Source organism: Kocuria sp. PD6, assembly GCF_031844145.1.
Lineage (GTDB): Bacteria > Actinomycetota > Actinomycetes > Actinomycetales > Micrococcaceae > Kocuria > Kocuria marina.
Genome location: NZ_JAUZUS010000001.1, coordinates 255,453 through 279,244, shown reverse-complemented (window position 1 = coordinate 279,244; position 23,792 = coordinate 255,453). Strand labels below are relative to the sequence as shown.

The following is a 23,792-nucleotide window of genomic DNA, read 5'->3' as shown; positions in this document are numbered from 1 at the left end:
TTTACGCGCGGGTCACCGGCGGTGGTTTCGGGGCTCCGAAGCACCCCGCGCGCCGTCTGCCGTGGATCCCGCCTCGCGCCTGGCTCGCACCTGAACCCGCGCCGAACGCTGTTTGCGCCGCAATACGCTCTGCGCGCCATCGACCGCGGAGCCAGCCAGCCCGCGGAGCCATCCAGCCCGTGGGCCGCTCAGCGTGCCGGGACGCTAGGCGACGGCCGGAGCCACCCGCATCGCGAACGGCAACAGGACCCCCGTGAGCACCCCCGCGGTGATGGGTTGGGGTACGGCGGCCAGGAGTTTGCCGAACAGCCCGGTCGCGCCCAGCACGAGACTCACGAGGGCGGCGACCACGTAGGCGCCCACGGCGTCGGAGAACTCGTAGTTGCCGAGGGTAGCGCGAGCAGGCGGCTCGCGGTGATCTCCGGGGCGGGGAGCGACCCCACGCCCCAGTGGAACTCGTACGGGTCCCTGCAGGCCCGGTGACTGCGCATGCCGGCGAGGACGCTGCGCGCGGCCGCCCGCGGCAGGCACGGTCCGCACGTCCACGGCCGTCCGGGGGCGGTGGGATCGTCCCATCCCCACGACCTCAGCCGCTCCGCGGGACACCACGGCCCGGTGAACTCGGCGGGTCCGTGGGTGGCGGCCGCGGAACGGCCCGCAACGCGCTGCAGGGCGCACTGCACCCCGCGGGGTCCCGTGCGCACCCACGCGGCGGGAACGTCCGGGGTGCCCTCCGGTGGGTCGTACTCGACCATGAGGAAGTCGTTCCAGGGCATCCCGGCGATGGCCCCGGTGAGGACGGACTCCAGACGGGACCATGGACAGACCGGCGGATCGGGGACGGCGGAGTCGACCCGGACCAGCACCACACCGATCCCGGCGCGCCGCAGTGCCACCTCGGTACTCGGACCGTGGCCGTGCGGCGTCCTGCTGTGTGACATGCTCGAGTGCCTCCCAACACCTGATCACGCAACACCCATGGATCGGGTCAGGGGTCCGCGCACGCGGTGCGGGTGCGCCGGGGCCGGCGTGATCTGTGCTCACGCTAACCCGCTGACCGTGCCGGGTCGACAGGTCGGGGGGAGTGTGACTTCCACGGAAAGGCCCCCGCGCGGTGTTCCCGCGTGCGCCCGAGCTCGACCGTCGGCGTGATCGGGACCGTGCAGGGCACTCGACGGACCCCGGGGTTCGCTCAGACACCAACCAGCGCGCGGATGTCCTCGGCGTCGAGCGTGGCGGAGAAGAACCGTTCATCGTCGAGCACGGCCCCGAACAGGTCCGCCTTGCGGGCCTTGAGGTCCATGACCTTCTCCTCGATCGTGCCCTGCGCGACCATGCGGTAGACCATGACCTTCTTGGTCTGCCCGATCCGGTGGGTTCGGTCCACGGCCTGGTTCTCCGCCGCGGGATTCCACCACGGGTCCAGGAGGTAGCAGTAGTCGGCCTCGGTGAGGTTGATGCCGAAACCGCCGGCCTTGAGGCTCACCAGGAACACGGGAGCGCGGCCGCTGCGGAACTTCTCGAGCGCCCCCGCGCGGTCCCGCGTGCTGCCGTCGAGGTAGCTGTAGGCGATCCCGGCGTCGTCGAGGCGCTGGGCCACGATCTTGAGGAAACTCGTGAACTGGCTGAACACGAGCGGGCGGTGACCCTCCTGGACGAGCTGGGGCAGCTGGTCGAAGAGGACGTCCAACTTTGAGGATGGCGCCTTGGACTCCGGGTCCACCAGGACGGGGTCCAGCGCCAACATCCGCAGGGTGGTCAGCGACTGGAAGATGGTGAACCGGTTCTTGTCGAAGTTGCGCAGCAGGCCCAGGATCTTGGCGCGCTCACGCTGCAGCCGGCGGTCGTACGCACTGCGGTGTTCGGGGTTCAACCCCACGGGCAGGACGTGCTCGAGCTTGGGTGGCAGCTGCAGGTCCACGTCCGCCTTGGTGCGGCGCAGCATGAACGGGCGCATCCGGGCCCGCAGCCGGGCCAGGGCGTCCGAGTCCATGGCGCGTTCGATGGGACGCTGGTAGTGCTCGGTGAAACGTTTCTTGGACGGAAACAGCCCGGGGGCGGTGAGCGAGAGCAACGACCATAGTTCGGAAAGACTGTTCTCCATGGGGGTGCCGGTGATCGCGAGACACGTGCGTGCCCGCAGGTTCTTCACGGCGCGGTAGGCCTTGGTCCGGGGGTTCTTGACGAACTGGGCCTCGTCCATGATCACCCCGGTCCACTCGACCGAACGGTAGGCCTCCGCGTCCAGACGCAGCAGGGCATAGGACGTGAGCACCACATGGGAATGCGCGGCGGCGTCGGCCACGGAGTCCTTGGTGTGGGTGAGCACGGTGATGTCCAAGGAGGGCGCGAAGCGGCGCAGCTCGGCGGACCAGTTGGCCACCACGGAGGTGGGTGCGATCACCAGGTGGGGTGGCAGCTGCGGGTCCCGGTCCGTGGCACGCAGGATCGCGGCAATGGTCTGCACGGTCTTGCCCAGGCCCATGTCGTCCGCGAGGATCCCGCCCAGTCCGTGGTCCCACAGGAAGCTCAGCCACCGGAAGCCCTCGTACTGGTAGGGGCGCAGGTTGGCCTGTAGGGCCTCGGGGACCGGGGGAGAGGGGATCTCGTGCAGGTGGGTCAGTGCGCGCACGCCCTCGCGCCACTGCTCGGCCTGGCGGGTGTCCGTGGCGAGGTCCTCAAACTGCTCCCACAGGCTCGCCTGGTAGCGGTTCAACGCGAGCGGCGCGTCCTTGTCCTCCTGCAGGGTGCGGGCCTCGGCGATGAGCGTGCGCAGCCGCGTGAACTCGGGGCGGTCCAGGGAGAAGTAGGAACCGTCCGGCAGCAGCATCACGTCCTGGCCGCGGTCGAGCGCTTGAAAGATCTGGGAGAACGGGAGGTAGTGCTCACCGACCCTGATGGTGACACCCAGACCGAACCAGTCGTGGTGTTCGGTGGGCGCGGTGGACACCGTGATCTCGGTGGGTTCGGTGACCTCGCGGTAGGCGGGACTCCCGCCGGTCTCCACGATGCGCAGGTCGGGGATCTTGCGCAGCAGCGGCAACCACACCCGCAACAGGGTCAGGGCGTCCTGCGCCGCGTACGAACTGCGTTTGAAGTCCAACTCGGGGATCCGGCGGTGCACGGCCTGGACCATGGAGGACTCCCACCGGGACTCGCGGGCCACGGGCTCATCCTCGAGAGGGTCCAGGGGGCGGAAGGGCAGCCGGATCCGCTCGCGACCCTTCTGGTACTCCCACTCCCACTCCACGCGCTCGGTGAGGTCGTCGTGGTGGATGGTGAGCACGAACTGCGGATCCGCGACCTGGGGCAGCACCAGGGAGTCCTCGCCCGCGATCACGTGCATGCTCTGGTGCAACCGGGGGAAGTAGGTGTCGAAGAACTCCTCCACACCGTCCTGCGGGACCGTGAGGGATTCGGCGCGGTCCAGGAACGAGCGCTGCTGCTGATTGAGGCGGGTGCCCAGGGCGACCAGGTGCAACGGGAACTGGTTGAGGTCCTCCGCGGTGTCCAGGGCCGCGGGGGTCGCGTCCGGGTAGAACAGGCCGTGACCTGGCTGGCCGATGATCCGGGTCCAGCGCAGGGGGATCTCGTTCTCGCCCACGATGAGCTGGGGGTGCAGGGCGAGCTCGCCGTGCTCGCCGGGATCCACGCGCACCTCGAACCGGCCGTCGCGATCCACGATCACGGGTGCTCCCGTGCCCTCGGAGACGAGCGGGATCCCGAGCCCCCGGGCGCGCCCCAGGATGGGCCACAACAGGGGAGAGGTGTAGCGCTCCATGTGCAGCTGGTGCCGGTCCGCAGCGTAACTGCCGCGGTGCGACTCGGAGAGCGCTCGCAGCTCCTCGAACCAGTCCAGTTGCTCCGCGCTCAGGTGCCCGGAGCGGGCGTGGGAGGCCAGGTTGCCCCAGTCGATGCCGGTGTGCACCCACCCGTGGCGCTGTCCGCGCAGCACCGGACGGGCCGTGAGACTCAGCGGGGTCTCCCGGGGTGATTCCTGCCACGCTTTCGGGGTGCGGTTCTGCACCCGGGCCAGGTCCAGTTCGAGGGCCACGGTGGGTCCGGATTCCGGGTCCGCCACGACCCTGTCGGGACTCGTGCCGGGCACGATCCGGGAGAGTTCGCTGCGCCAGTCCGGGGCGGCACCCGGACCGCGGGCGTCCGTGAACTGCGCAGCACCATCCATGGCCCCTACCGTACCGCCCGGTGCGGACACGGCCGGGCGCCGGTGGGCGAGGGCCCGGGCAGCGGCGTCGTCGTGGTGCAAACCGGGGGCGCGGTGGGATCGGGCAGTGAACCGCCGACGGGCGGGAACTTATAATCGACAGGGATTGTCGTGTTTCGAGCGCGCCGCACGGCGCAGACGGAGGATTTGTGGCTGACGCTGCCGGTTTCCACACGGGGGACCACGCAATGGCATCCGGACCCCGGGAAGTCGATTACCTGCGCTGGAACGACGCCGTGGCGCGGGCATTCTTCGGCCCCAGGAGGGCTGGGGAACTGGTCCACCTGGACCTGGACGAGAAGATGCTCGAACAGATCGGCTCGGAATTCGGCCTGGACGGCCCGGCCACGCTGCGTGCGCTCGCCGACTCCGTGACGCCGCTGCTCGTGACGGACGGCTCCCGCCGGTCCGTGTTCGACGCGTTCAACAAGCTCACCGAGGCGTGGTACCGGACGTCCCGGCGCCAGCTCGAGGACCTCACCAGGATCGGCCCGCCGCCCATCGTGGCGCTGTTGGCCCTGTTCGCCCTGGCCGGGCGGCACATGTCCGCGCTCGCGGCGCGCACGGGCAAGAAGTCCGTGTCCACGTTCTACCTGCCGCTCGCGGTGTTGCTGCAAGCGGGCCAGGACAACGTCAAGGCGCTCGAGACCTCGGTGCGCAAGGACTCCGAGACCTACTGGGACGCGCTGCGCTATTGGCTCGAGGCCTTCGACGGTCAACTCGGGTTGCCGTCCGCGTACGCCGTGAACCACCGTCCCGTGGGCCTCGCTCTGTCCCAGACCCTGTTCGGCCCGTCCGAGCTGCGGCAACTGCACCAGATGTTCGAGGACCTCGAACTGACCACGGCGCAGGGGATGAGCGCGGCGGAGCTCGGGATCTACATCGACTTCTGGCTCGACATCGCGGACACCGATGTGTCCAAGAGCCTGCGCAGCATCTGGACCAACCCCCTCACGCGCGATCCCGCGTTGCAGGTCGCGCTCGCCCAGTTGGACGCGTGGGAGTCCGCCCCGGACGACGCCGCCGCTGCCGCCGCCCGCGGCACGCGGCACCTGGGCTCGCGCAGCCCCGGGTTGTCTCTCACGGACGGCACGGACTACGTGGGCAACCCCATCTACGAACTCGGTTTCGTGGTGCCCAAGCGGCTGGTGCCCGGTCGTGAGGTGGATCTCGCGACCACGGTCGGCCCGCGCACCATGTTCCTGTCCTACATCGGGGACGCGTTCCTGGGGATCTCCGCGTACAACGCCCGCATGACGAGTGACACGCTGCTGTCCGGGCAGCTGCAGATCACCGCGGGGGAGCTCACCCTCACGCGTAATCCGCGGCCCGTGGTGGTCTTCGCCAAGGACGCGTACTCGGACACGTTCATCTCCGTGGACCACGTCCCCGCGGCGTGGCCGTGCCGGATCATGGTGCGCAATCAACCTGAATGGGTGGATCAGATCCGCGCGATCCTGGACGACTCGGCCTCTCCCGACTACCGCGTGGTGGGCCCGGGGGAGAACGGAGTCTGCGAGGGCTGGGTGCTGTTCGACGACGTCCAGGTGCTGCGTGCCGGTGACCCCGCGCTGACCGTCAACGACAACTTCTCGGCCCTGGTACCCCGCCTGGTCCCCGCAATCACCCTGTCCGGCGGGCTGCGGATCCCCGGGGACGTGGACCGGTTCTCGGCCCTGCGGCCCCCGCAGTTGACCGTCACGTCCGACAGCGACGACCCCCTGTCCGTGGAGTGCGAGTGGCGCAACCCGCACTCGTTCAAGCTCATGAGCACCAAGCTCACCGCACCCCGGGTACCACCGTTCCAGGTGAGCCTGGGCGGTACGGAACTGGCCCGCGAGGACGGCCACCTCAAGCCCAACGACTACACGCTGGTGCTGCGTTCCGGGCGCACCGTGAAGCAGCGCCTCGAGTTCCGCGTGCGGGACAGTTCCTACTACATCACTCAACGTTCCCTGGGCTACGACGGTGAGATGGTCCACGTCGCGGAGGAACCGTTGTGGCCCGTCACCGCGGTAACGCGGGACGAGATCCCGGATGAGTACGTCCAGGGCTCGTTCGACAACATGGACCCCCACGAGGCCGCCGTGGACGAGGTCCCCGTGCCCGAGGTCGCCGGGTGGGAGTCCGCCGAGGGGCAGATGTTCCCCGAGCGCAGCAACGAGCTGCCCGAGGCCCCGGACGTGTCCTGCATGGTCACGGGCAAGCACAAAGTGATCCTGCCCCCCATGGATCCCAAGGCCAAGGCGCCGTGGGTGTTCGGGCGCTGCAAGTTCTGCGGGCTCACCAAGCGCTACCCCGGCCGGCTCACCAAGCTCTCGGCGGTGGGTCAGACGGGTTCGGTCGAGGCACTGCAGTTCATCGGCCCGGACGAGGGCGAGTACCCGGGGTCCTGGGCGCCGTTCAAGGACATCCTCACGTTCTTGGGTGGCAGCAAGCGGTCGAGCCTGTCCATCGTGGCGCGCCAGCTCGAGGACTCCGAGCGCTTCGAGGAATGGTTCGTGGGTCACCTGCAGGCCCTCGGTTTCCTGGAGGTGATCCGGGACGAGAACTGGACGGTGCGCCGCTGGCAGGTGTGCTCCCCGGCCCTGACCCAGCTCGTGGACGGCTCCATCCTGCTCACGGGCGGGTGGAAGACCGACCAAGAGGACGCCGTGACGCAGGCGGTCGGGGCCCAGGGTGGTGAGGTCGTGGTGCTGTCCCCGGAGGACCACGCGACCACCATGCTCCAGGATGTGGACCTCGACGCGCTGAGCAAGCTGCTGCCCGAGGGGCTGTGCGACGTGGTCTACGACGCCGGGCCCGTCATGCTCGACACCCTGCCCCCGTTGTCCTCGGTCGTCGCCGGGCTGCCCCTGAAGGAGATGCAGTACAACGGGGTCGCGGAACGCTTCGTGCCCGCGGACGCCACGTGGGAGGCCACGGACGACCGCAACCAGGCGGGGCTGTACCGGATCAACCACCACCACAAGACGCGCTACGCCTACCGCACCGCGGAGGACGTGGTCTCGGGTCACGCCCGTCCCGTGTCCTCGGGGCTCGGCAAGCACCTCGCGGCGCGGGACACCGGCACGGCGTTGGTCAGCTACGATCCCGAGCTGCGGTTGCTCTCCGTGCCCATCGGTGCCGCCCTGCCGGGGCTCTACGCGCGCGCCACGGTGCTGTGCTCGGGGCTGCTGCCCACGCTCGTGGACGAGGACTTCTCCCTGAACTACGGGGACGTCTCCGAGGAGTTCGCGAGCGCCCTCGTGGCCAAGCTGCTGGGCTGACAGTGCCGCCCCGGGCGAACGGGGGGGGGGTGTACTCGTGGGGCCGCGCGGCTGCATTCGGCCGCTGCGCGGCCCTCCCCTAAAGTGAGGTGGCGTGCCATGACTAACGGCTGGTAGTAAGGCGCCTCAACCCCGGGTCGTCCGACGTCCGACCCGCATCCCCGACGTGACCACACACGATTCCTCGTCCATCCGTCACCCACGCCCGGGCTCGTCGCCCGTCGCGGATCCGCCAGCCCTGTCCGGGCCCCTCGCTCTGCGCCACCCCGGTTGCCCGTCAACTGGCGGGTCTTCGTGGCCGCGGCAACCCTGCTTGTCTCGCTGTCCGCCTGGGCCACGGAGGCACCCGAGCACGCCGACGCCGTGATCGGCGGCGTGGTCGCGTGGGTCGCCTCCCGGCTGGGGTGGTTCTACATCCTCACGGCCGCTCTCGTGATCGTGTTCGTGATCCTGGTCGCGGACAGCAGGCACGGCACGATCAAGATGGGCCCGGACCACGCGAAACCCCAGTTCAACCTGTTCACGGGGTGGGCCATGTACGCCCTGATGGGCATGGCATTCGGCTACTTCGCCTACCGCTTCGGCATGCCGCTGAGCATCCGCTCCGCTCTCTACCCCTGATCGGGTGCCGGATCCACGGTGCCGCCGGCGACGCCGTGGACACCGCGGCGCTGCTGGGGACCCTCTTGGGCGTGGACAAGGGCACCCGGCGGCTTTCCGAGCTGAGCATCATCCTGGCGATCGGGCTCATGCTGTACGTGCTCATCACCGGGCGCACGGCGTTCCTGCTGGATGCGATCGTCAAGGGCGTGAGCGGATTGCGCGTGGCAGACGCCTCGGTGATGTCCGAGCTCGTGACGGTGAACCCGAAGATCACGGTCTTCATGATCGGTGAACGCGCCGCCGAGCTGATCGCCCAGGACCGGGACGCGACCGCCCGGTGAGCACGGCCGTCAAGAACCGAGCAGGCTGAGAACATGGGTGTGGCCCGGGTCCGTCCGGACCCGGGCCACACCCGATCGTGGAGTTCGCGGTCGCGGGGACCGTGCTCGCGAGGACTACGCGGGCAAGGGCTCCAGCTTGTAGAAGGACACCCCGCCGGTCACCCGGGACGCCCCGGGGACCAGGAGTCTGCTGTACTTGGCGCACCACTGGCCGCGCCCCCGTGTGTGCTGTGCGGCGAGTGCGACCTCACGGGCGTCGTCCGCGAAGTACTCGTGCTCGTGACCGTCCGATCCCGTGATGGACACCACGTGCCGGGCGGGGTCCGCCTGAACGGTGACGTCCACCCATTGTTCGCGGGTGTCGGGGTGGGATTTCTGGGTTGTCGTGTTCATGATGTCGGGCCTCTGAATTTTCCGGTCGCTTGCCGGAACCACACGTGTGGCCCCGGCCGCTTCGTCATCCAATCCACCCCTGAACCGAGGGTTGGCGTACGCCGAGTTGGAGCTCTGGGCGCGCGGTGACGTCCTTGTCGTTGCGCGGGCGCATCTCGTGAAGCTGCTTCGAGCCTATCCGTGGATTCCGGGGACCAGCCAGGCGCGGACCGAGAATGTCATCAAAACTTAATCAAGCTTCTGTTGAGTAACATCTGGCACCCGGCGGCGGTTCTCATGGGGTGCGCAGGCCGCTGCGGCGCGTGCCGCGCATCCGGGAGGTGACCGTGCGAGCGCGCTCGTAGTGGCCCAGCAACTGCTCGCACACGGCACCCCACGTGCGCTCCTGCACGCACTGGTGGGCGGTGCGCGCGAAGGCGAGGCGTTTGGCGTCGTCGCCCGCGAGGTCCCGAACGCGCTCGCGCAACCCGGCCAGGTCACCCGGGGCGTAGAGCCACCCGTTACGCGAGGAGTCCACGAGGTCCAGGGGGCCGCCGCGGCCCACGGCCACCACTGGAACCCCGGAGGCCATGGCTTCCTGGATGGTCTGGCAGAACGTCTCGTGCTCACCGGGGTGCACGAACACGTCCAGCGACGCCATGGCCGTGGCGAGTTCGGTGCCCGTGAGGAAGCCCTCGAAGTGCGCGTTGGGCAATACCGAGCGCAGCGACTCCTTCCCGGGGCCGGAACCGATGATCACGAGCCGGGTGTCCGGCAGAGCGTCGATCGCGGCGAGGTCCGCGACCTGCTTCTCGGGGGCCAACCGCCCCACGTATCCCACGAGTCGCTTGCCGCCGCCCACGCGCTCGCGCCACGCGTGATCGCGCAGCGCGGGACGGAACCGGCTCGTGTCCACTCCGCGGCGCCACATGTGCACCCGCTGGACGCCGTGCTCGTGGAGCTGGCTGATCGACGCCGTCGAGGGAGCGAGCGTGAGGGTCGAGCTGTTGTGCATCGCACGCACGTGGGACCACATGGCGGTCTCCAGCACGGACGCCCCGTAGCGTGCGGCGTAACCGGGCACGTCCGTCTGGTACACGGCCACGCACGGCAGACCCAAACCCTTGGCGGCCTGGATGGCCTGCCACCCGAGCACGAACGGGGACGCCACGTGCACCACGTCCGGCGCGAAACGGGCCAGGATGCGCTGCATGCGACTCACGGTGCAGCTCGCCACGCGGACCTCGGGATAGCCCGCGAGCGGCAGGGACGGGATGCGTTCAATCCGCACGCCGTCCACGTGGTCCACAGAGCCCAGGAACAGGGTCTTCTCATAGGAGGGGGCGATCACCATGGCCTCGTGCCCGTGATCCCGCAGGTGTTCCAGGACGCGGATCACCGAATGCGTGACACCGTTGACGTGGGGGAGGAACTGTTCGGCCACCAATGCGATTCTCACGGTTCCCACTGTGGGCCCCGCGCCTCACGGGGGAGTCACCCGGGGGTGGCCCGCAGATGAAGTCCGCGCTAACTTCGCTGCCCGTGGTGCGCGGGTGAACGTGAAAAGATGTCCGGTGATGAAACTTCCCTCACTGCCCGGCGTGGTCTCGGGCGTACGCGACCGCTTCACGTCGCACGGTTCGTCCCCCGCGCGCGCCGCCGACGTGCCCCGCCCCGAACCGGACGACTCCCCGGGACTGCCCATGCCGCTCGCGCTGCAGGGCGTGATCGAGCTGCTCGCGGTGGCCGTGGTGGGCCTGTTGCTGGGCACCGTGCTCCTGGGCGCGGTATGGGCTGCGGGGGGCTTCGCGACCCTGGGCGCGGGCGGGAGCCTGCAGCTCGCCGGACAGGTCTGGTTGCTCGCGCACTGCGTGCCCCTCACGATCCAAGCCATCCAGGGCCTGTCGCTGGACGGTGGCGGGACGGTCACGCTCGTGCCTCTAGGGCTCACGCTGATCCCGTTCGGCCTCGCGGTGATCGCGGGCCGCCGGATCGCCCGGGCGTGCTGGCGCGGTCAGTTCCTGATCCCGTTCTTCGCCGGGATGCTCGCGTACGCGCTCTTCGGGGCCCTCGTGGGCTGGTTCAGCCGCACCGAACAAGTCTCGGTGGACCTCGTGGCGGCCGCCCTGTTGCCCCTGGTCCCGGCCGGGTTGGGCACCCTCGTGGGCGGGTGGAGCGCTTCGCGCTCGCTCGCCGCGGTGCTCGGGGCCGACGTCGCGTCCTGGTTGCAGCGCACGAGCCAGCACTCACGCTGGGCCGGTTCCTACGTGTGGGCTGTGATCCGCGCCGGTTTCCTCGCCGCGGTCACCGCTGTGGCGGCCGGTGCCCTGTTGTTCGTGGTGGCGCTCGCGTGGAACTGGGACCGCGTGATCACGGTCTACCAGGACCTCGGTACCGGCGCTGCGGGGGACACCGCCCTGACGGCACTGCAGTTCGGGTACCTGCCCAACATGGTCGTGTGGGCGCTCACGTGGGCCACCGGTGCCGGCTTCTCGCTGGGCACCGGGACCCTGGTGTCGCCGTTCCAGAACACGCTGGGACCGCTGCCGCAGTTCCCGGCGTTCGCCGCGCTGCCCACCGGTGACCCGTGGCTGTACGCCCCTGCGGTCCTGGGGTTGCCCGTGCTCGCGGGTCTGCTCGCGGGGTGGTGGTTCTGCCGCGAGGGTGAGAATCACCTGGACGACTGGATGGCCATCCGCCTGCCCCTGCGCTGGATCACGTTCGTGCTCTCCACCGTGCTCACGGCGGTGTTCATGGCCGTGGTGGGGGCGGGCCTCGTGACCGCGCTCGCGTGGCTCTCCAGCGGTTCGCTGGGCATCGGCAGGCTCACGGACATCGGCCCGCACGCGTGGCACGTGTTCCTGTGGCTCGGTGCCGAACTCGCGGTGGGCGCCACCGTGGGGTGCCTGGCCGGGCCCTGGCTCGAACGCGAGGGCTACCGTTCCCGCTCCCGCGCCGAGGCGGACGAGCTCACCGAGTCGGATTCCCCGGCCCCGGAGGACGACGCCGCTGTGGCCCACCACGACGCCCTGCCCGCCGCTGGCGCCGCGCACGGTTCCCGCTGGGCTTCCGGCCCCGGCGCCGGGCAGGATGCTCGCACGGCACCCGGTGGCCGTCCTGGATCCGGGGCGGCCGTCCCGGGCGGCGAGGTCACGGCTCGGGGTGTCCGGGGTCTGTTCCGGGGCCGCGCGTCGCGCGCTGCCGCCGAGCCCGAGCGGGAGTCCCAGCCCCGCGGCGGGTCCACGGCCGTGGGACGATCGGCAGACGAACCGGGACTGTCCCGCCGTGAGGAGGCCAAGCGTCGTCGTGCGCAGCGCAGGTCCGAGAAGCGCAAGGCCGCGCGGCTGGCCGCCCTCGACGACGAGCGGGACTGAGATGACGATGAACCGCTCCTGGCGCCGACGGGCTCGGGCGTCCCAGGACGTGGGACTGGGCCGATGACGAACCGCTCCCGATAGCAATGGACTCGCTGGGAACGGGCGTCTCAGGACCCGGGACCGGCGGAGGTCGGCGAGGTCGCTCCCGGTGTAGCACTCCCCGAAGGGGCAGGGTTCGAGGCGCTCGGCGTGGGCGTGACAAGGGAGGCCTCAGGCGTGGCGGTGGCTGTCGGATCGTCCTGCGGCACACCCGTCTCGAGGGGCGCACCGGAGAAGTGCTTCCACACGTTGTCGTTGAGCTGTTGCTCGCACCGGCTGGTCGAGGACAGCGTGAGGGCCCGATCGATGCATTCCTGGTAGACCTGGGTGGCCGGCCACACGAGCAATCGGGTGCCACCGCCCAGCGCATTGATCACACCCCACACGATGGCCAACACCGCGAGCACCGTGATCGGGACCCGTGAGGACGAACCGCGGGAGCGCGCGAGCGCGATGATGCCCAGCACGATCCCGGCGATGGCGAGTACGAGCCCCGCCACGGTGGACCACACGTCACCCACCACGAGTGCGGAGGCGAGCACCGCGAGGGCCGCGGCCACCGTGGCGAACCGGAGCCGAGCGCCGTCGCCGTCGGAGGGGTCCCCGGACTGGGGGCCGCGAGGTGAGGGCTTCTCACCGCGCAGGTCGCCGGCGTGCGGGCCTCCCTGCTGCGGGCCGCCGGAGTGCGGTCCCCCTGAGTGGGAACCCCCGGAAGGGGTGCCGCCGGAGGTCGAACCCATCGAGTGCGTGGCGTGGGGCGGCGTGCTCCGGTGGCGGGAATCGTGCATACCCACCACTGTAGGCGAGCGGACGGACCGAGCAGCGTCGCGGGCGCAGCACCGCCGCGGCGCCATCGAGGCAGCCTCGCTGGATAGAGTGGGCCCATGCGTTTAGTGGTTCTGGTCTCGGGCTCCGGTACGAATTTGCAGGCGATGATCGACGCCCTGCACCAGGGGGACGTGGAGGTGGATATCGCCGCCGTGGGTGCAGACCTGGAGTGCGCCGGTCTGGACCGGGCGCGCGCCGCGGGCATCGACACCTTCGTGGTGCCGCTGTCCGAGTACCCGGACCGGGAGCAGTGGAACCGTGCGCTGCAACGACGCGTGGCGTCCTACCACCCCGACCGCGTGGTGTTCGCCGGGTTCATGCGGATCGTGGACGCGGAGTTCGTGTCCGTGTTCCCGAGCCGGATCATCAACACGCACCCGTCCTTGTTGCCGTCCTTCCCCGGTGCCCATGCCGTGCGGGACGCCCTGGCCTACGGCGTGAAGGTCACGGGCGCCACGGTGCACGAGGTCGTCGCGGACGTGGACGCCGGACCCATCCTGGCCCAGGTCGCGGTCCCCGTGGCCGAGGACGATACCGAGGCCGTGCTGCACGAGCGGATCAAATCCGCCGAGCGCACCCTGCTCGTCAACGCGCTGGCGAAACTGAGCTGGGACGTCACGAGCACCGACCCCGATCTGCCCCGGTCGTAGACTGAACCGGGCTCCGGCCCGCCTACCGTCCGTACCCTCGTCCCCACTGGAGAGCTCGTGAACACTGCCGACCTGAACCGTGTGCCGCTCAAGCGCGCACTGATCTCCGTGTACGACAAGACCGGTCTGGAGGAGCTCGCGCGAGGGCTCCACGACGCCGGCGTGAGCATCGTCTCGACCGGTTCCACCGCCGGGACCATCCGCGACGCGGGGGTCCCCGTGACCGAGGTCTCCGAGGTCACCGGGTTCCAGGAGTGCCTGGACGGGCGGGTCAAGACCCTGCACCCGCGCGTGCACTCGGGAATCCTCGCGGACCGGCGCAAGCAGGAACACATGGATCAGCTCACCGAGCTCGAGATCGAGCCGTTCGACCTGGTGATCGTGAACCTCTACCCGTTCCAGGACACCGTGCGCTCGGGTGCGGAGCAGGACGCCGTGGTGGAGCAGATCGACATCGGTGGTCCGTCCATGGTGCGCGCGGCCGCCAAGAACCACGCCGCGGTCTCCGTGGTCGTGGATCCCGCCGGTTACCCGGACGTGGTGCGCGCGGCCCAGGAGGGCGGTTACGACCTCGCGGCCCGGCAGAAGCTCGCGGCGGCGGCGTTCGCCCACACCGCGGCCTACGACACCGCCGTGGCCACGTGGACCGCCCAGCAGTTCGACCACGACCCCGAGGCGAACTTCTGGCCCCCGTACGCGGGTCTCGCGCTGCAGCGCGCGGAGTCCCTGCGCTACGGCGAGAACCCGCACCAGAAGGCCGCGCTCTACACGAACGACGCCGCGGCGCCCGGGATCGCGCAGGCCGAGCAGTTACACGGCAAGGCGATGTCCTACAACAACTACGTGGACGCGGACGCCGCCGTCCGCGCCGCATTCGACTACGACGAGCCCGCCGTGGCCGTGGTCAAGCACAACAACCCGTGCGGCGTGGCCGTGGCCACCCCCGGCGCGCAGGACCCCATTGCGGACGCCCACCTCAAGGCCCACGCGTGCGACCCGCTCTCCGCGTACGGCGGTGTCGTGGCGGCCAACCGCACGGTCACGGCGGACATGGCCCGCAACCTCAAGCCCATCTTCACCGAGGTGGTCGTGGCCCCCGAGTTCGAGCCGGAGGCGCTCGAGATCCTCGGGGCCAAGAAGAACATCCGCCTGCTCGCGCTGCCCGAGGGCTTCGGCCTCGATCCCCTGGAGTACCGCGGGGTCTCCGGCGGCGCACTGTTCCAGCAGGCCGACCGCCTCGACGCCGAGGGCGACGACCCTGCCGACTGGACCCTGGTCTCGGGTGACGCCGCGGACGAGAAGACCCTGGCGGACCTCGAGTTCGCGTGGCGTTCCCTGCGAGCCGTGAAGTCCAACGCGATCCTGCTCGCGAACGACGGCGCCTCCGTGGGCATCGGCATGGGCCAGGTCAACCGCGTGGACTCGTGCCGGCTGTCCGTGGAGCGGGCGAACACGCTCGCCGAGGATCACGCCGAACGTGCCCGCGGCGCGGTCGCGGCGTCGGACGCGTTCTTCCCGTTCGCGGACGGGTTGCAGGTGCTCCTGGACGCGGGCGTGCGCGCCGTGGTGCAGCCGGGCGGTTCCATCCGTGACGAGGAGGTCATCGAGGCGGCCCAGGCCGCGGGAGTGACCATGTACCTCACGGGGGCGCGGCACTTCTTCCACTGAGCGGCATCCACCGAGCCGCATCCACTGGGCGACACTCACCGAGCCGCTCCCGCCGGGCTACCGCGGTTTCACCCGGCGTACGACGACGCGCGGTCCCGGGCTTCCGGGGCCGCGCGTCGTCGTGTGTTGCGGTTGTCCAGGCGGGCTCAGGAGAACATGGCGCGGTGTTCCCGGGAGAGCTCGATGTAGTTCTGGGCGTTGCGACTCACGGCATGCTGCTCGTCCACGGACAGCTCCCGCCGGACCTTGCCCGGGACCCCGGCCACGAGGGAACCGGGCGGGATGCGCTCGCCCTCGAGTACCACGGTCCCGGCGGCGATCAGGCTCCCGCGGCCCACCACGGCGCCGTTGAGCACGGTGGCGTTCATCCCCACCAGGACGTCGTCCTCCAGGACGCACCCGTGGATGACCGCGTTGTGGCCCACGCTCACGCGCTCGCCGATGGTCGTGGGGTGGTCCGGGTCCGAGTGCACCGTGACGTTGTCCTGCAGGTTGGAGTTCGTCCCGATCCGCAGGGGGGAGCGGTCACCGCGCACCACGGCGCCGTAGAAGATGCCCGCCCCGGCACCCACCATCACGTCACCCACGATCGTGGCGTTGGGTGCCACGAAAGCGGAGCGAGCCACGGAGGGCCGGTGCTGACCGTAGGGCAGGATCAGGGGTTCGCGGGCGGCGTCGGCGCCCGCGGGCTCGGAGAACTGTGTCATGAGCCATAGCATAGTGCGCGCTCGCGCTCGTCACGACGCCGCCGGTAGCCGCCACGCGCCCGCCACGCGCCCGCCGCGTGGCCGGGGCTCGGCCCGGTGTGCGCCCGGTGAGCAGGCGCGCCCGAGCCGCGCAGCGTTGTCGTACGGCCACGGTTCGGGGCGGGGCTCAGCCTTCGCCGGCGTCGGAGATGAACCGGCGCCGCAGGGCGGCCATGGCCTTCTCGGGACGCCGGGACTCGCGGTGGCGCAGTGACACCGAGATCTTCTGCCCGCCCTTGAGCACGTACTCGGCGCCGTTGACGTGCACCGTGACCGGATCCGCCTTGGCCGAGCTCGCCTCGAGCTCCAGGATGTCGTGGTCCAGCGAGACCTCGATGACCTGACCGCAGTACAGGACCGTGAAGTCCACGGCGTCCAACTCGCGGGGCAGGGCGGGCTGGAACTCGAGCCACTGGCCCCGCACGCGCAGCCCGGCGTACGCGCGGGTGATCACGTCCACCGAACCGGCCATGGCACCCAGGTGGATGCCCTCACCCGTTGTGCCGCCCTGGGTGTCGTCCATGTCGATCATGAGCGCGTCCTGGAACGAACCCCACGAGCGGTCCGGGTCGAGCCACGCGAGCACCGCGGCATTGACCACGCGGGACAGGGACGAACCGTTGGAGGAGCGCGCGATGTAGTGGTCCACGGTGCGCTGGATGGCGTCCAGGTCCGTGGTGTAGCCCATGCGCGCGAGTTCCTCGATCAAACCCTCGGGACCCAGCAGGTACACGAGCATGATCGTGTCCGCCTGCTTGGACAGCTTGTAGTTGTTGGTCAGGTCGCCCTCGTTCTCGAGCAGCAGGTCCAGGCGGCCGATGTTGCGGTACTTGGTGCGGTAGAAGTCCCAGTCCAGTTCGGCGAGTTCGTCGTAGCCCTCGAACTGCGCGATCGTGCCGTCCGCGTTGAACGGGACGTACATGTTCTCGGCCATCTTGAGCCACTTCTGGACCTCCTGCGGGGAGATCTCGAAGCGGGACTCCAGGTCCTCACGCTGGTGCTCGACCATGTCGTGGAAGATGTGGGCCGAGTGACGGAACAGCCAGGACGTGAGTACGTTGGTATAGGCGTTGTCCTTGAGCCCGCCACCGTGCTGGCCCGCGGGGCCGTCGTGGTACTCGTCGGGGCCCATGACACCGCAGATGTGGTACTTGCCGTCGTGCGAGTCGTACTCCGCGAGGGACGCGAACAGGCGGGTGATTCCCACGATCAGCTCGGTCCCGTGGCCGGAGAGCCAGTCGATGTCCCCGGTGGACTCGTAGTACACCCACGCGTTGTACGCGATCGCCAGGCCCACGTGGAACTGGCGCCACGAGTTGTCCGGCAGCCAGCGCCGGGAGTGGTGGTTGTACAGCTCGGGCGGGGTCTCTTCGCGCCCGTCGGAACCGGACTGCCACGGGAAGGCCGCGCCGTAGAGACCGAAGTCCCGGGCGTGCTGTTGGGCCATAGCCAGGCGCCGCCACCGGTAGGAGAGCAGGGACCGGGTCACGTGCGGCTGACGCATGTTGATCACGGGCAGGATGAACAGCTCGTCCCAGAAGATGTGGCCGCGGTAACCCTCACCGTGCAGACCGCGGGCGGGGATGCCTGCGTCCCGCAGGGACAGGTGGGGGGCCAGGGTCTGGGCCGCGTGGAACAGGTGGGTGCGCACCGCAAGCTGGGTGGCCACGTGCTCGGGGGTGTCCTCCGCGGCCTCCAGGGTGACCTCGTAGCGGTCCCACAACCGGGCCCACTCGATCTCGTGAGAGGCCAGCAGCTTACGTACCCCGAACGGCGTGCGGTTCAGCTCGGCGAGCGCTCCCTCGCGGGGGGAACCGATCGCGGCGTCGCGGCTCGTGACCACCGCGGTCGTGCTGTCCACGAGCACGGGGTTGTGCGGGTCGATCTGCACCGTGTAGCGGCGGAACTCGATCCCGCCGGGGCGCACCTCGCGGCGCTCGCGCACGGGGGTTTCGGACTCGATGCGCGTGCGCTGGGCCATCGCGATCTCGATTTTGGACTGGGAGGTGCGCACGAGGGACAGCAGGGTCTCGTGCTCGTCCGGCAGGGTCGTGGACTCGAGTAGCGCGAGGTGGTGGGCGTTGAGTTCCCGGTACTCGGCCACGCCGCTGTTGGTCACGGCGGGGTCCACACCGGTGCGCACGTGCAACCGCCCGCTGAATCCACGCGAGACGATCCGGGTCTCCTGGGCGCCCAGGTGGCGGTAGCGCAGGGACACCAGGCGGCGCTGGGTGATCTCCAGGCTGCGCGGGGGTTGGTCCGCGCCGGGGTCCTCGTCCACTTCCGTGAGCACGAGCGTGCGGGTCAGCAGACCGCGGCGCAGGTCCAGTTCCACGCGTTCGTCGGAGGGCTTCATCCCGCCCTCGGACCACCACTGGCCCTCCGCGAAACGCAGGTCCAGGTGCAGCCAGTTGGGCACGTTGACCATGGACTCGTGTTCCACGTCCCGGCCGTTGATGTGGCTGAGCACCCGGTTGAACACGCCAGCCAGGTAGGTTCCGGGGTAGTGGACGGTGTTCGCGGCGAACTCACAGGCCGCGCCGCGCACGCCCATGTAGCCGTTGGCCAGGGTCAGCAGGGCCTCGCGGCGGGGCTCGGTGGCGGGGTCGAAACCGTCGAACACGAGCGCCCACGGGTCGTCCCGGCGCGCGCCCAGGTCCAGCTCGGCGACGTCGTTGAGCACCACGTGGGCGCCCGCGCGGTAGAGCCGTTCCCGGGCACCGTCCCGGTTGATCCCCACGACCAGGCCGAAGTCGCCGGCGGCACCGGCCTGGACGCCGGCCACGGCGTCCTCCACGACGACGCTCTCGCCGGGGGCCACGCCCAGCAGGCGTGCGCACTCGAGGAAGGTGTCCGGGGCGGGCTTGCCCGGCAGGTCGTGCGAGGCGGCCCAGTTGCCGTCCACGATGCGGTCGAACGAGTGCTGCAACCCGGCGGCCTCGAGGACCACGGCGCTGTTGCGGCTCGCGGTCACCAGCCCCACGGGCACACCGCCCTCGCGCAGCCGCTCGATCAGGGCCACGGTGCCCGTGAACACGCGCACACCGTGCTCGCGCAGCTCCTCGTGGAAGAAGCCGTCCTTCGCGGCGGCCTGGCCCTGCACGGTCCAGTCACCCGGCTGCGGGTCCTCGTGGCTCTGGGCCTCGGGGAGCATGGTCCCGCGGGCGGCGAGCAACGCGCGGACGCCGTCCTCGCGACGTCGTCCGTCCACGTACGTACGGTAGTCACCGCCCATGTCGAACGGGCGCCGGTCCACCTCGGTGGCCGGGGCTACGGGCTCGAGGCGGGGATCGGTCAGCAACCGGTCGAAGAGCTTCTGCCACGCGCGGGCGTGCACCCCGGCGGTGTCGGTCACCACACCGTCCATGTCGAAGATCACGGCGGCGTACGGGGTGCGCACCATGTCCACGGGTTCCGGCGGCGACTGGCCGTCGGTGATGCGCGGCATGGAAGCGGTGAACGGGGCGGTGGGAAGAACGTTCACGGCGCGAGAACTCCTAACACGAAGGATCAGGACGTGGGGCGGGACGATGCGAATGCTCGCGCTCGCTGAGCGAGAGCGGCAGCCCGGCTGCGCTGTGACGGCTGCCGCGCGCAGGGGGTACGCACGCGGTACGGGTACACATGCTACCCGCATTCGCTCCCCTGGCGGGAGCCGCCCGCCGAGGGCCCGGACGATCCGGAAACTCTACGAGCATCGCCGCGCTCGTGCCCCCGCCGTGCTGAGGCGCAACACCGCGGCGCGCGGATATGCTGGAGCGGACCCTCCCGCGCACAAAGAAGGTGGAGCATGACGGAATCCCTGGGACACCCTGTGACCAATCAACCGCTGTCGGAGGTGGACCCGGACGTCGCACGGGCCATCGAGGACGAACTGGGGCGCCAGCGCTCCACGCTCGAGATGATCGCGTCGGAGAACTTCGCGCCGCGCGCCGTGCTCGAGGCGCAGGGCTCGGTGCTCACGAACAAGTACGCGGAGGGCTACCCTGGCCGTCGCTACTACGGCGGTTGCGAGTACGTGGACGTCGTGGAGAACCTCGCTCGCGACCGCGCGTGCGAACTGTTCGGGGCGGATCACGCGAACGTGCAGCCGCACTCGGGCGCCCAGGCGAACACCGCCGTGATGGCCGCGCTCATGCAGCCCGGTGACACCCTCATGGGGCTGTCCCTGGCCCACGGTGGGCACCTGACCCATGGCATGAAGATCAATGTCTCGGGCAAGCTCTACAACATCGCCGCGTACGAGGTGGACCCGGACACCTACCGCATCGACATGGACAAGATGCGCGAGCAGGCACTGCAGGCCCGGCCGAACGTGATCGTGGCCGGCTGGTCCGCCTACTCGCGCCAGCTGGACTTCGAGGCGTTCCGCTCGATCGCGGACGAGGTGGGTGCCAAGCTGTGGGTGGACATGGCCCACTTCGCGGGTCTCGTGGCCGCGGGGCTGCACCCCAACCCCGTGCCCCACGCGCACGTGACCACCTCCACGGTGCACAAGACCCTCGCGGGCCCGCGCTCCGGTGTGATCCTCGCGGAAGCGGACCTCAAGAAGAAGGTCGATTCCGCGGTGTTCCCCGGCCAGCAGGGCGGGCCCCTCATGCACGCGATCGCGGCCAAGGCCGTGGCGTTCAAGATCGCCGCCACCGAGGAGTTCCGCGAGCGCCAGCAGCGCACGATCGAGGGCGCGCAGATCCTCTCCGAGCGGTTGAACTCCCCGGATCTCGCGGAGCACGGTGTGTCCGTGCTGACCGGCGGCACGGACGTGCACCTGGTCCTCGTGGACCTGCGCAACTCCGAGCTGGACGGCAAGCAGGCCGAGGACCTGCTGCACCAGGCGGGGATCACGGTCAACCGCAACGCGGTACCGTGGGACCCCCGCCCGCCCATGACCACGTCCGGGTTGCGTATCGGGACCCCGGCGCTCGCGACCCGCGGTTTCGGCGCGGGCGAGTTCGAGGAGGTCGCGGACGTGATCGCCGAGGCCCTCAAGCCCGGTGCGGACGTCTCCGCCCTGCGCTCGCGCGTGGACGCCCTGACCGAGCAGTTCCCGCTGTACCCCGGCCTCGAGGAGTGGTGAGATGACGGCCCAGGTCCTCGACGGCAAGGCGACCGCGGCCCGGATCAAGGAAGAACTGACCGAGCGCGTGACCGCACTGCGCGAGCGGGACGTGGTGCCCGGTCTCGGGACCGTGATCGTGGGCGACGATCCCGCCTCGCACTCGTACGTGGCGGGCAAGCACCGCGACTGCGAGCAGGTGGGGATCGCCTCGATCCGTAAGGAACTGCCCGCGGACGCGTCCCAGGAGGAGCTCGAGCGCGTCATCGACGAGCTCAACGACGATCCCCGGTGCACGGGGTACATCGTGCAGTTGCCCCTGCCGCCGCACATGGACACCAACGCCGTGCTCGAGCGCATCGATCCCGCGAAGGACGCCGACGGGTTGCACCCCACGAACCTGGGGCGGCTGGTGCTCAACGTCAACGAGCCCATCACGTCCCCGCTGCCGTGCACGCCGCACGGGATCGTGGAGCTGCTCACACGTCACGGGGTGGACCTCGCGGGGCGCCACGTGCTGGTGATCGGCCGCGGTGTGACCGTGGGTCGGCCCATCGGTCTGTTGCTGACCCGCCGGGAGATCAACGCGACCGTGACCCTGGCCCACACGGGCACCCGCAACCTGCCCGAGCTGCTCGCGCAAGCGGACGTCGTGGTGGCCGCGGCGGGGCGCCCGCACATGATCGGGGCGGACCAGATCAAGCAGGGTGCCGTCCTGCTCGACGTGGGTGTCTCCCGGGTCGAGGACACGGAGACCGGCAAGAAGAAGCTCACGGGGGACATCGACCCGGCCGCCGCCGAGCGCGCCTCGTGGCTGTCGCCCAACCCCGGGGGCGTGGGTCCCATGACCCGGGCCATGTTGCTCGTCAACGTGGTGGCGTCCTGCGAACGGGCCGTCGAGTCGGCCTGATCCCGTAGCCTTCCGGTCACGACGCCGCGCGGCCGTCTCGTTCGTTCGAGCCGGCCGCGCGGCGTCGTCGTCCCCGGGGTCGTGCGGCACGCGGGCGGCCGTCAAGCCCGGGAGTCCGCGGTCCGAACACGTGCCGGGAACGAGGTGCGCGGGGCTCAGCCCCGGGATGGCTCCTCGGGGGTGCGTCGGCGCATGTCCGCGATCCCGATCCCCATGGCGATCAGCACGATCACAGTGATCACCGCGAAGCTCGCCGTGAACGCGGCATCCCAGTCGGCGCGGGCGAGCACACCGAAGGCCACCGCCGTGATCAGGGCGGTGCCGATCGCGGTGCCCATACGCTGGCCGGTCTGCAGGACACCGCCGGCGGCACCCGCGAAGCGCAGGGGCACGTCCGCGAAACTCAACGTCTGGTTGGGTGCCATGACCGCGCCCTGACCCGCGCCGATGAATGCGAGCGATACGTAGAACAGGGCGATGTGCCAACCCCAGTGGGACATCCCGTACGCCACGAGCACGGACAGCACGATCCCGAGCAGTGCGAGGCTCATGCCCGCGAGCACCACGCTGCGACCCCAGCGCAGCACCGCACGCCCGGACAGCGGCGCGATCAGGGCGGAGAGGATGGAGGCTGGCAGTCCGAGCGTCCCCGCCTCGAGGGCGGTGCGGCCCAGGCCCTGCTGGGCGTAGAGGGCCACCACGATCCAGATGCTCGTGACCCCCAGGAAGTAGACCGAGATCAGCAGCGCGCCGTAACTGAAGCTCGCGGTGCGGAACAGCTCGAGGTCCACCATGGGTGCCCTCCCGGCGCGCTTGTACCGCTTCTCCCAGCGCACCCAGCCGTAGACCAGCAGCACGCCCGCGGGCAGGGAGAGCCAGATCCACGGGCCCCACTGGGATTCGACGAACGGCAACAGCAGCGCGAGCACAGTGATCCCGAACACCACCACACCCAGGGGATCCATGTCCACCTTCCCGGGCCGTCTGCTGCGGCGGGGGAGCCACATGAACGCCAGGACGATCGCAAGCGCGGCGATCGGCACGTTGAGCAGGAACGTGGAGCGCCACCCGGCGTCCGGACCCAGGACCTGGATGAGCAGACCGCCCAGGGTGGGCCCGATCGCCACGGCCACCCCCACCACGGAACCGAACAGCCCGAACGCCTTGGCGCGCTCCCGACCCTGGAAGTACTCCTGGATCATGCCCACCGTCTGGGGGTTGAGTATCCCGGATCCGAGGCCCTGGATCACCCGGTCGATGTTGAGCACCGTGGTGTTGGGCGCGAGACCGCACACCAGAGAGGCCCCGCGAAGACCGCGATCCCCGCGATGAACAGCTTCCGGCGGCCGAACACGTCCCCCGCGCGGCCGCTGGCCCCGAGCAGCACCCCGAACGCGAGCGCGTACCCGGTGAGCACCCACTGGAGTGCCGAGGAACTCGCCCCCAGCTCCTGCTGGATGGAACTCAGGGCCACGTTCACGATCGAGACGCTGATCAGGGACATGAACAGGGGAGCGAGCAGGACACACAGGATGCGGCGTCGTTCGGCGGGGTCCAGGGCGGGGGAGTCGTCCCCGGGGGAGCGCGGAGAGCCCGCGGAAGATGTGCTCACCCTCTCTTGATACCCCCTCGGGGCCCGGTTGTGCCAAGGGGCTCGGGCGACGCCGGCGGGTCGGGTCCCCGGGGACCCGCCCGATTCGGTGCGCCC

At 70.2% G+C, this 23,792-nt stretch carries 17 protein-coding genes, 2 pseudogenes and 1 riboswitch; of the genes and pseudogenes, 9 read left to right on the top strand and 10 right to left on the bottom strand.

Annotation, left to right across the window (positions count from 1 at the left end):
- Positions 1 to 204 precede the first annotated feature (204 nt).
- The 3 genes from Q9R22_RS01310 to Q9R22_RS01300 all read right to left on the bottom strand — a co-directional run bounded on the left by Q9R22_RS01310 (position 205) and on the right by Q9R22_RS01300 (position 4,186).
- Positions 205 to 363: a benzoate/H(+) symporter BenE family transporter gene (locus Q9R22_RS01310; RefSeq protein WP_242670471.1), complete on the bottom strand. Its 159-nt coding sequence runs from the start codon at positions 361 to 363 to the stop codon at positions 205 to 207.
- Positions 333 to 941 (bottom strand): TY-Chap domain-containing protein, encoded by a 609-nt coding sequence (locus tag Q9R22_RS01305; RefSeq protein ID WP_242670469.1) that lies wholly within the window; start codon positions 939 to 941, stop codon positions 333 to 335. Before Q9R22_RS01305 ends, Q9R22_RS01310 begins: the two co-directional genes overlap by 31 nt.
- A gap of 251 nt (positions 942 to 1,192) precedes the next feature.
- Positions 1,193 to 4,186 (bottom strand): DEAD/DEAH box helicase, encoded by a 2,994-nt coding sequence (locus Q9R22_RS01300; RefSeq protein WP_131333331.1) that lies wholly within the window; start codon positions 4,184 to 4,186, stop codon positions 1,193 to 1,195.
- A gap of 227 nt (positions 4,187 to 4,413) precedes the next feature.
- On the opposite strand from Q9R22_RS01300, the gene Q9R22_RS01295 reads away from it, so the two are divergent.
- The 4 genes and pseudogenes from Q9R22_RS01295 to Q9R22_RS01280 form a co-directional block, all read left to right on the top strand.
- Positions 4,414 to 7,494 carry a hypothetical protein gene (locus Q9R22_RS01295; RefSeq protein WP_242670468.1) on the top strand — a complete coding sequence of 1,027 codons (3,081 nt, stop codon included), beginning with the start codon at positions 4,414 to 4,416 and terminating at the stop codon, positions 7,492 to 7,494.
- A 270-nt stretch (positions 7,495 to 7,764) separates the two neighbouring features.
- On the top strand, positions 7,765 to 8,115 hold the full coding sequence (locus tag Q9R22_RS01290; protein WP_311253949.1) for a BCCT family transporter: 351 nt from the start codon (positions 7,765 to 7,767) through the stop codon (positions 8,113 to 8,115).
- A pseudogene (locus Q9R22_RS01285) lies at positions 8,022 to 8,249 on the top strand (hypothetical protein); the annotation flags it as partial. The gene Q9R22_RS01290 and the pseudogene Q9R22_RS01285, both read left to right, overlap by 94 nt.
- 45 nt (positions 8,250 to 8,294) lie before the next feature.
- A pseudogene (locus tag Q9R22_RS01280) lies at positions 8,295 to 8,438 on the top strand (GMC oxidoreductase); the annotation flags it as partial.
- A gap of 114 nt (positions 8,439 to 8,552) precedes the next feature.
- On the opposite strand, the gene Q9R22_RS01275 reads toward Q9R22_RS01280, so the two are convergent.
- On the bottom strand, positions 8,553 to 8,831 hold the full coding sequence (locus tag Q9R22_RS01275; protein ID WP_035963768.1) for a hypothetical protein: 279 nt from the start codon (positions 8,829 to 8,831) through the stop codon (positions 8,553 to 8,555).
- Between the two features lie 20 nt (positions 8,832 to 8,851).
- A riboswitch (SAM riboswitch) is annotated at positions 8,852 to 8,994 on the bottom strand.
- 111 nt (positions 8,995 to 9,105) lie between these two features.
- Positions 9,106 to 10,269, bottom strand: coding sequence for a glycosyltransferase family 1 protein (locus Q9R22_RS01270; protein WP_131333329.1), 1,164 nt, complete (start codon positions 10,267 to 10,269; stop codon positions 9,106 to 9,108).
- A gap of 118 nt (positions 10,270 to 10,387) precedes the next feature.
- On the opposite strand from Q9R22_RS01270, the gene Q9R22_RS01265 reads away from it, so the two are divergent.
- Positions 10,388 to 12,184 (top strand): DUF6350 family protein, encoded by a 1,797-nt coding sequence (locus Q9R22_RS01265; RefSeq protein ID WP_242670467.1) that lies wholly within the window; start codon positions 10,388 to 10,390, stop codon positions 12,182 to 12,184.
- Positions 12,185 to 12,294: 110 nt separating this feature from the next.
- On the opposite strand, the gene Q9R22_RS01260 is transcribed toward Q9R22_RS01265, so the two are convergent.
- A complete protein-coding gene (locus tag Q9R22_RS01260; RefSeq protein WP_207387914.1) occupies positions 12,295 to 13,014 on the bottom strand; it encodes a DUF308 domain-containing protein in 720 nt (239 codons plus the stop codon).
- Positions 13,015 to 13,110: 96 nt separating this feature from the next.
- Between Q9R22_RS01260 and purN the strand changes: the two genes are divergently transcribed.
- The gene (purN, locus tag Q9R22_RS01255; RefSeq protein ID WP_098054927.1) at positions 13,111 to 13,704 is read left to right on the top strand and encodes a phosphoribosylglycinamide formyltransferase; all 594 of its coding nucleotides are present in this window, start codon (positions 13,111 to 13,113) and stop codon (positions 13,702 to 13,704) included.
- A gap of 57 nt (positions 13,705 to 13,761) precedes the next feature.
- On the top strand, positions 13,762 to 15,372 hold the full coding sequence (gene purH / locus Q9R22_RS01250) for a bifunctional phosphoribosylaminoimidazolecarboxamide formyltransferase/IMP cyclohydrolase (protein ID WP_131333328.1): 1,611 nt from the start codon (positions 13,762 to 13,764) through the stop codon (positions 15,370 to 15,372).
- A gap of 146 nt (positions 15,373 to 15,518) precedes the next feature.
- Here the strand turns inward: purH and Q9R22_RS01245 are convergent, their stop codons facing one another.
- Positions 15,519 to 16,079, bottom strand: a complete 561-nt coding sequence (locus Q9R22_RS01245; RefSeq protein ID WP_131333327.1) for a gamma carbonic anhydrase family protein — start codon at positions 16,077 to 16,079, stop codon at positions 15,519 to 15,521.
- A 166-nt stretch (positions 16,080 to 16,245) separates the two neighbouring features.
- Positions 16,246 to 19,602 (bottom strand): beta-phosphoglucomutase family hydrolase, encoded by a 3,357-nt coding sequence (locus Q9R22_RS01240; protein WP_131333326.1) that lies wholly within the window; start codon positions 19,600 to 19,602, stop codon positions 16,246 to 16,248.
- 306 nt (positions 19,603 to 19,908) lie between these two features.
- Here Q9R22_RS01240 and glyA point away from each other — a divergent pair, with 306 nt between their 5' ends.
- Both glyA and Q9R22_RS01230 read left to right on the top strand, forming a co-directional pair.
- Positions 19,909 to 21,195: a serine hydroxymethyltransferase gene (gene glyA, locus Q9R22_RS01235; protein WP_131333325.1), complete on the top strand. Its 1,287-nt coding sequence runs from the start codon at positions 19,909 to 19,911 to the stop codon at positions 21,193 to 21,195.
- 1 nt (position 21,196) lies between these two features.
- A complete protein-coding gene (locus Q9R22_RS01230) occupies positions 21,197 to 22,084 on the top strand; it encodes a bifunctional methylenetetrahydrofolate dehydrogenase/methenyltetrahydrofolate cyclohydrolase (RefSeq protein WP_131333324.1) in 888 nt (295 codons plus the stop codon).
- A gap of 155 nt (positions 22,085 to 22,239) precedes the next feature.
- Here Q9R22_RS01230 and Q9R22_RS01225 read toward each other — a convergent pair whose 3' ends face one another.
- Together Q9R22_RS01225 and Q9R22_RS01220 are read right to left on the bottom strand one after the other, a co-directional pair.
- Positions 22,240 to 23,352, bottom strand: a complete 1,113-nt coding sequence (locus tag Q9R22_RS01225) for an MFS transporter (RefSeq protein WP_311253948.1) — start codon at positions 23,350 to 23,352, stop codon at positions 22,240 to 22,242.
- Positions 23,331 to 23,696: an MFS transporter gene (locus tag Q9R22_RS01220; protein ID WP_311253947.1), complete on the bottom strand. Its 366-nt coding sequence runs from the start codon at positions 23,694 to 23,696 to the stop codon at positions 23,331 to 23,333. The genes Q9R22_RS01225 and Q9R22_RS01220 overlap by 22 nt, the downstream gene beginning before the upstream one ends.
- Positions 23,697 to 23,792 lie beyond the last annotated feature (96 nt).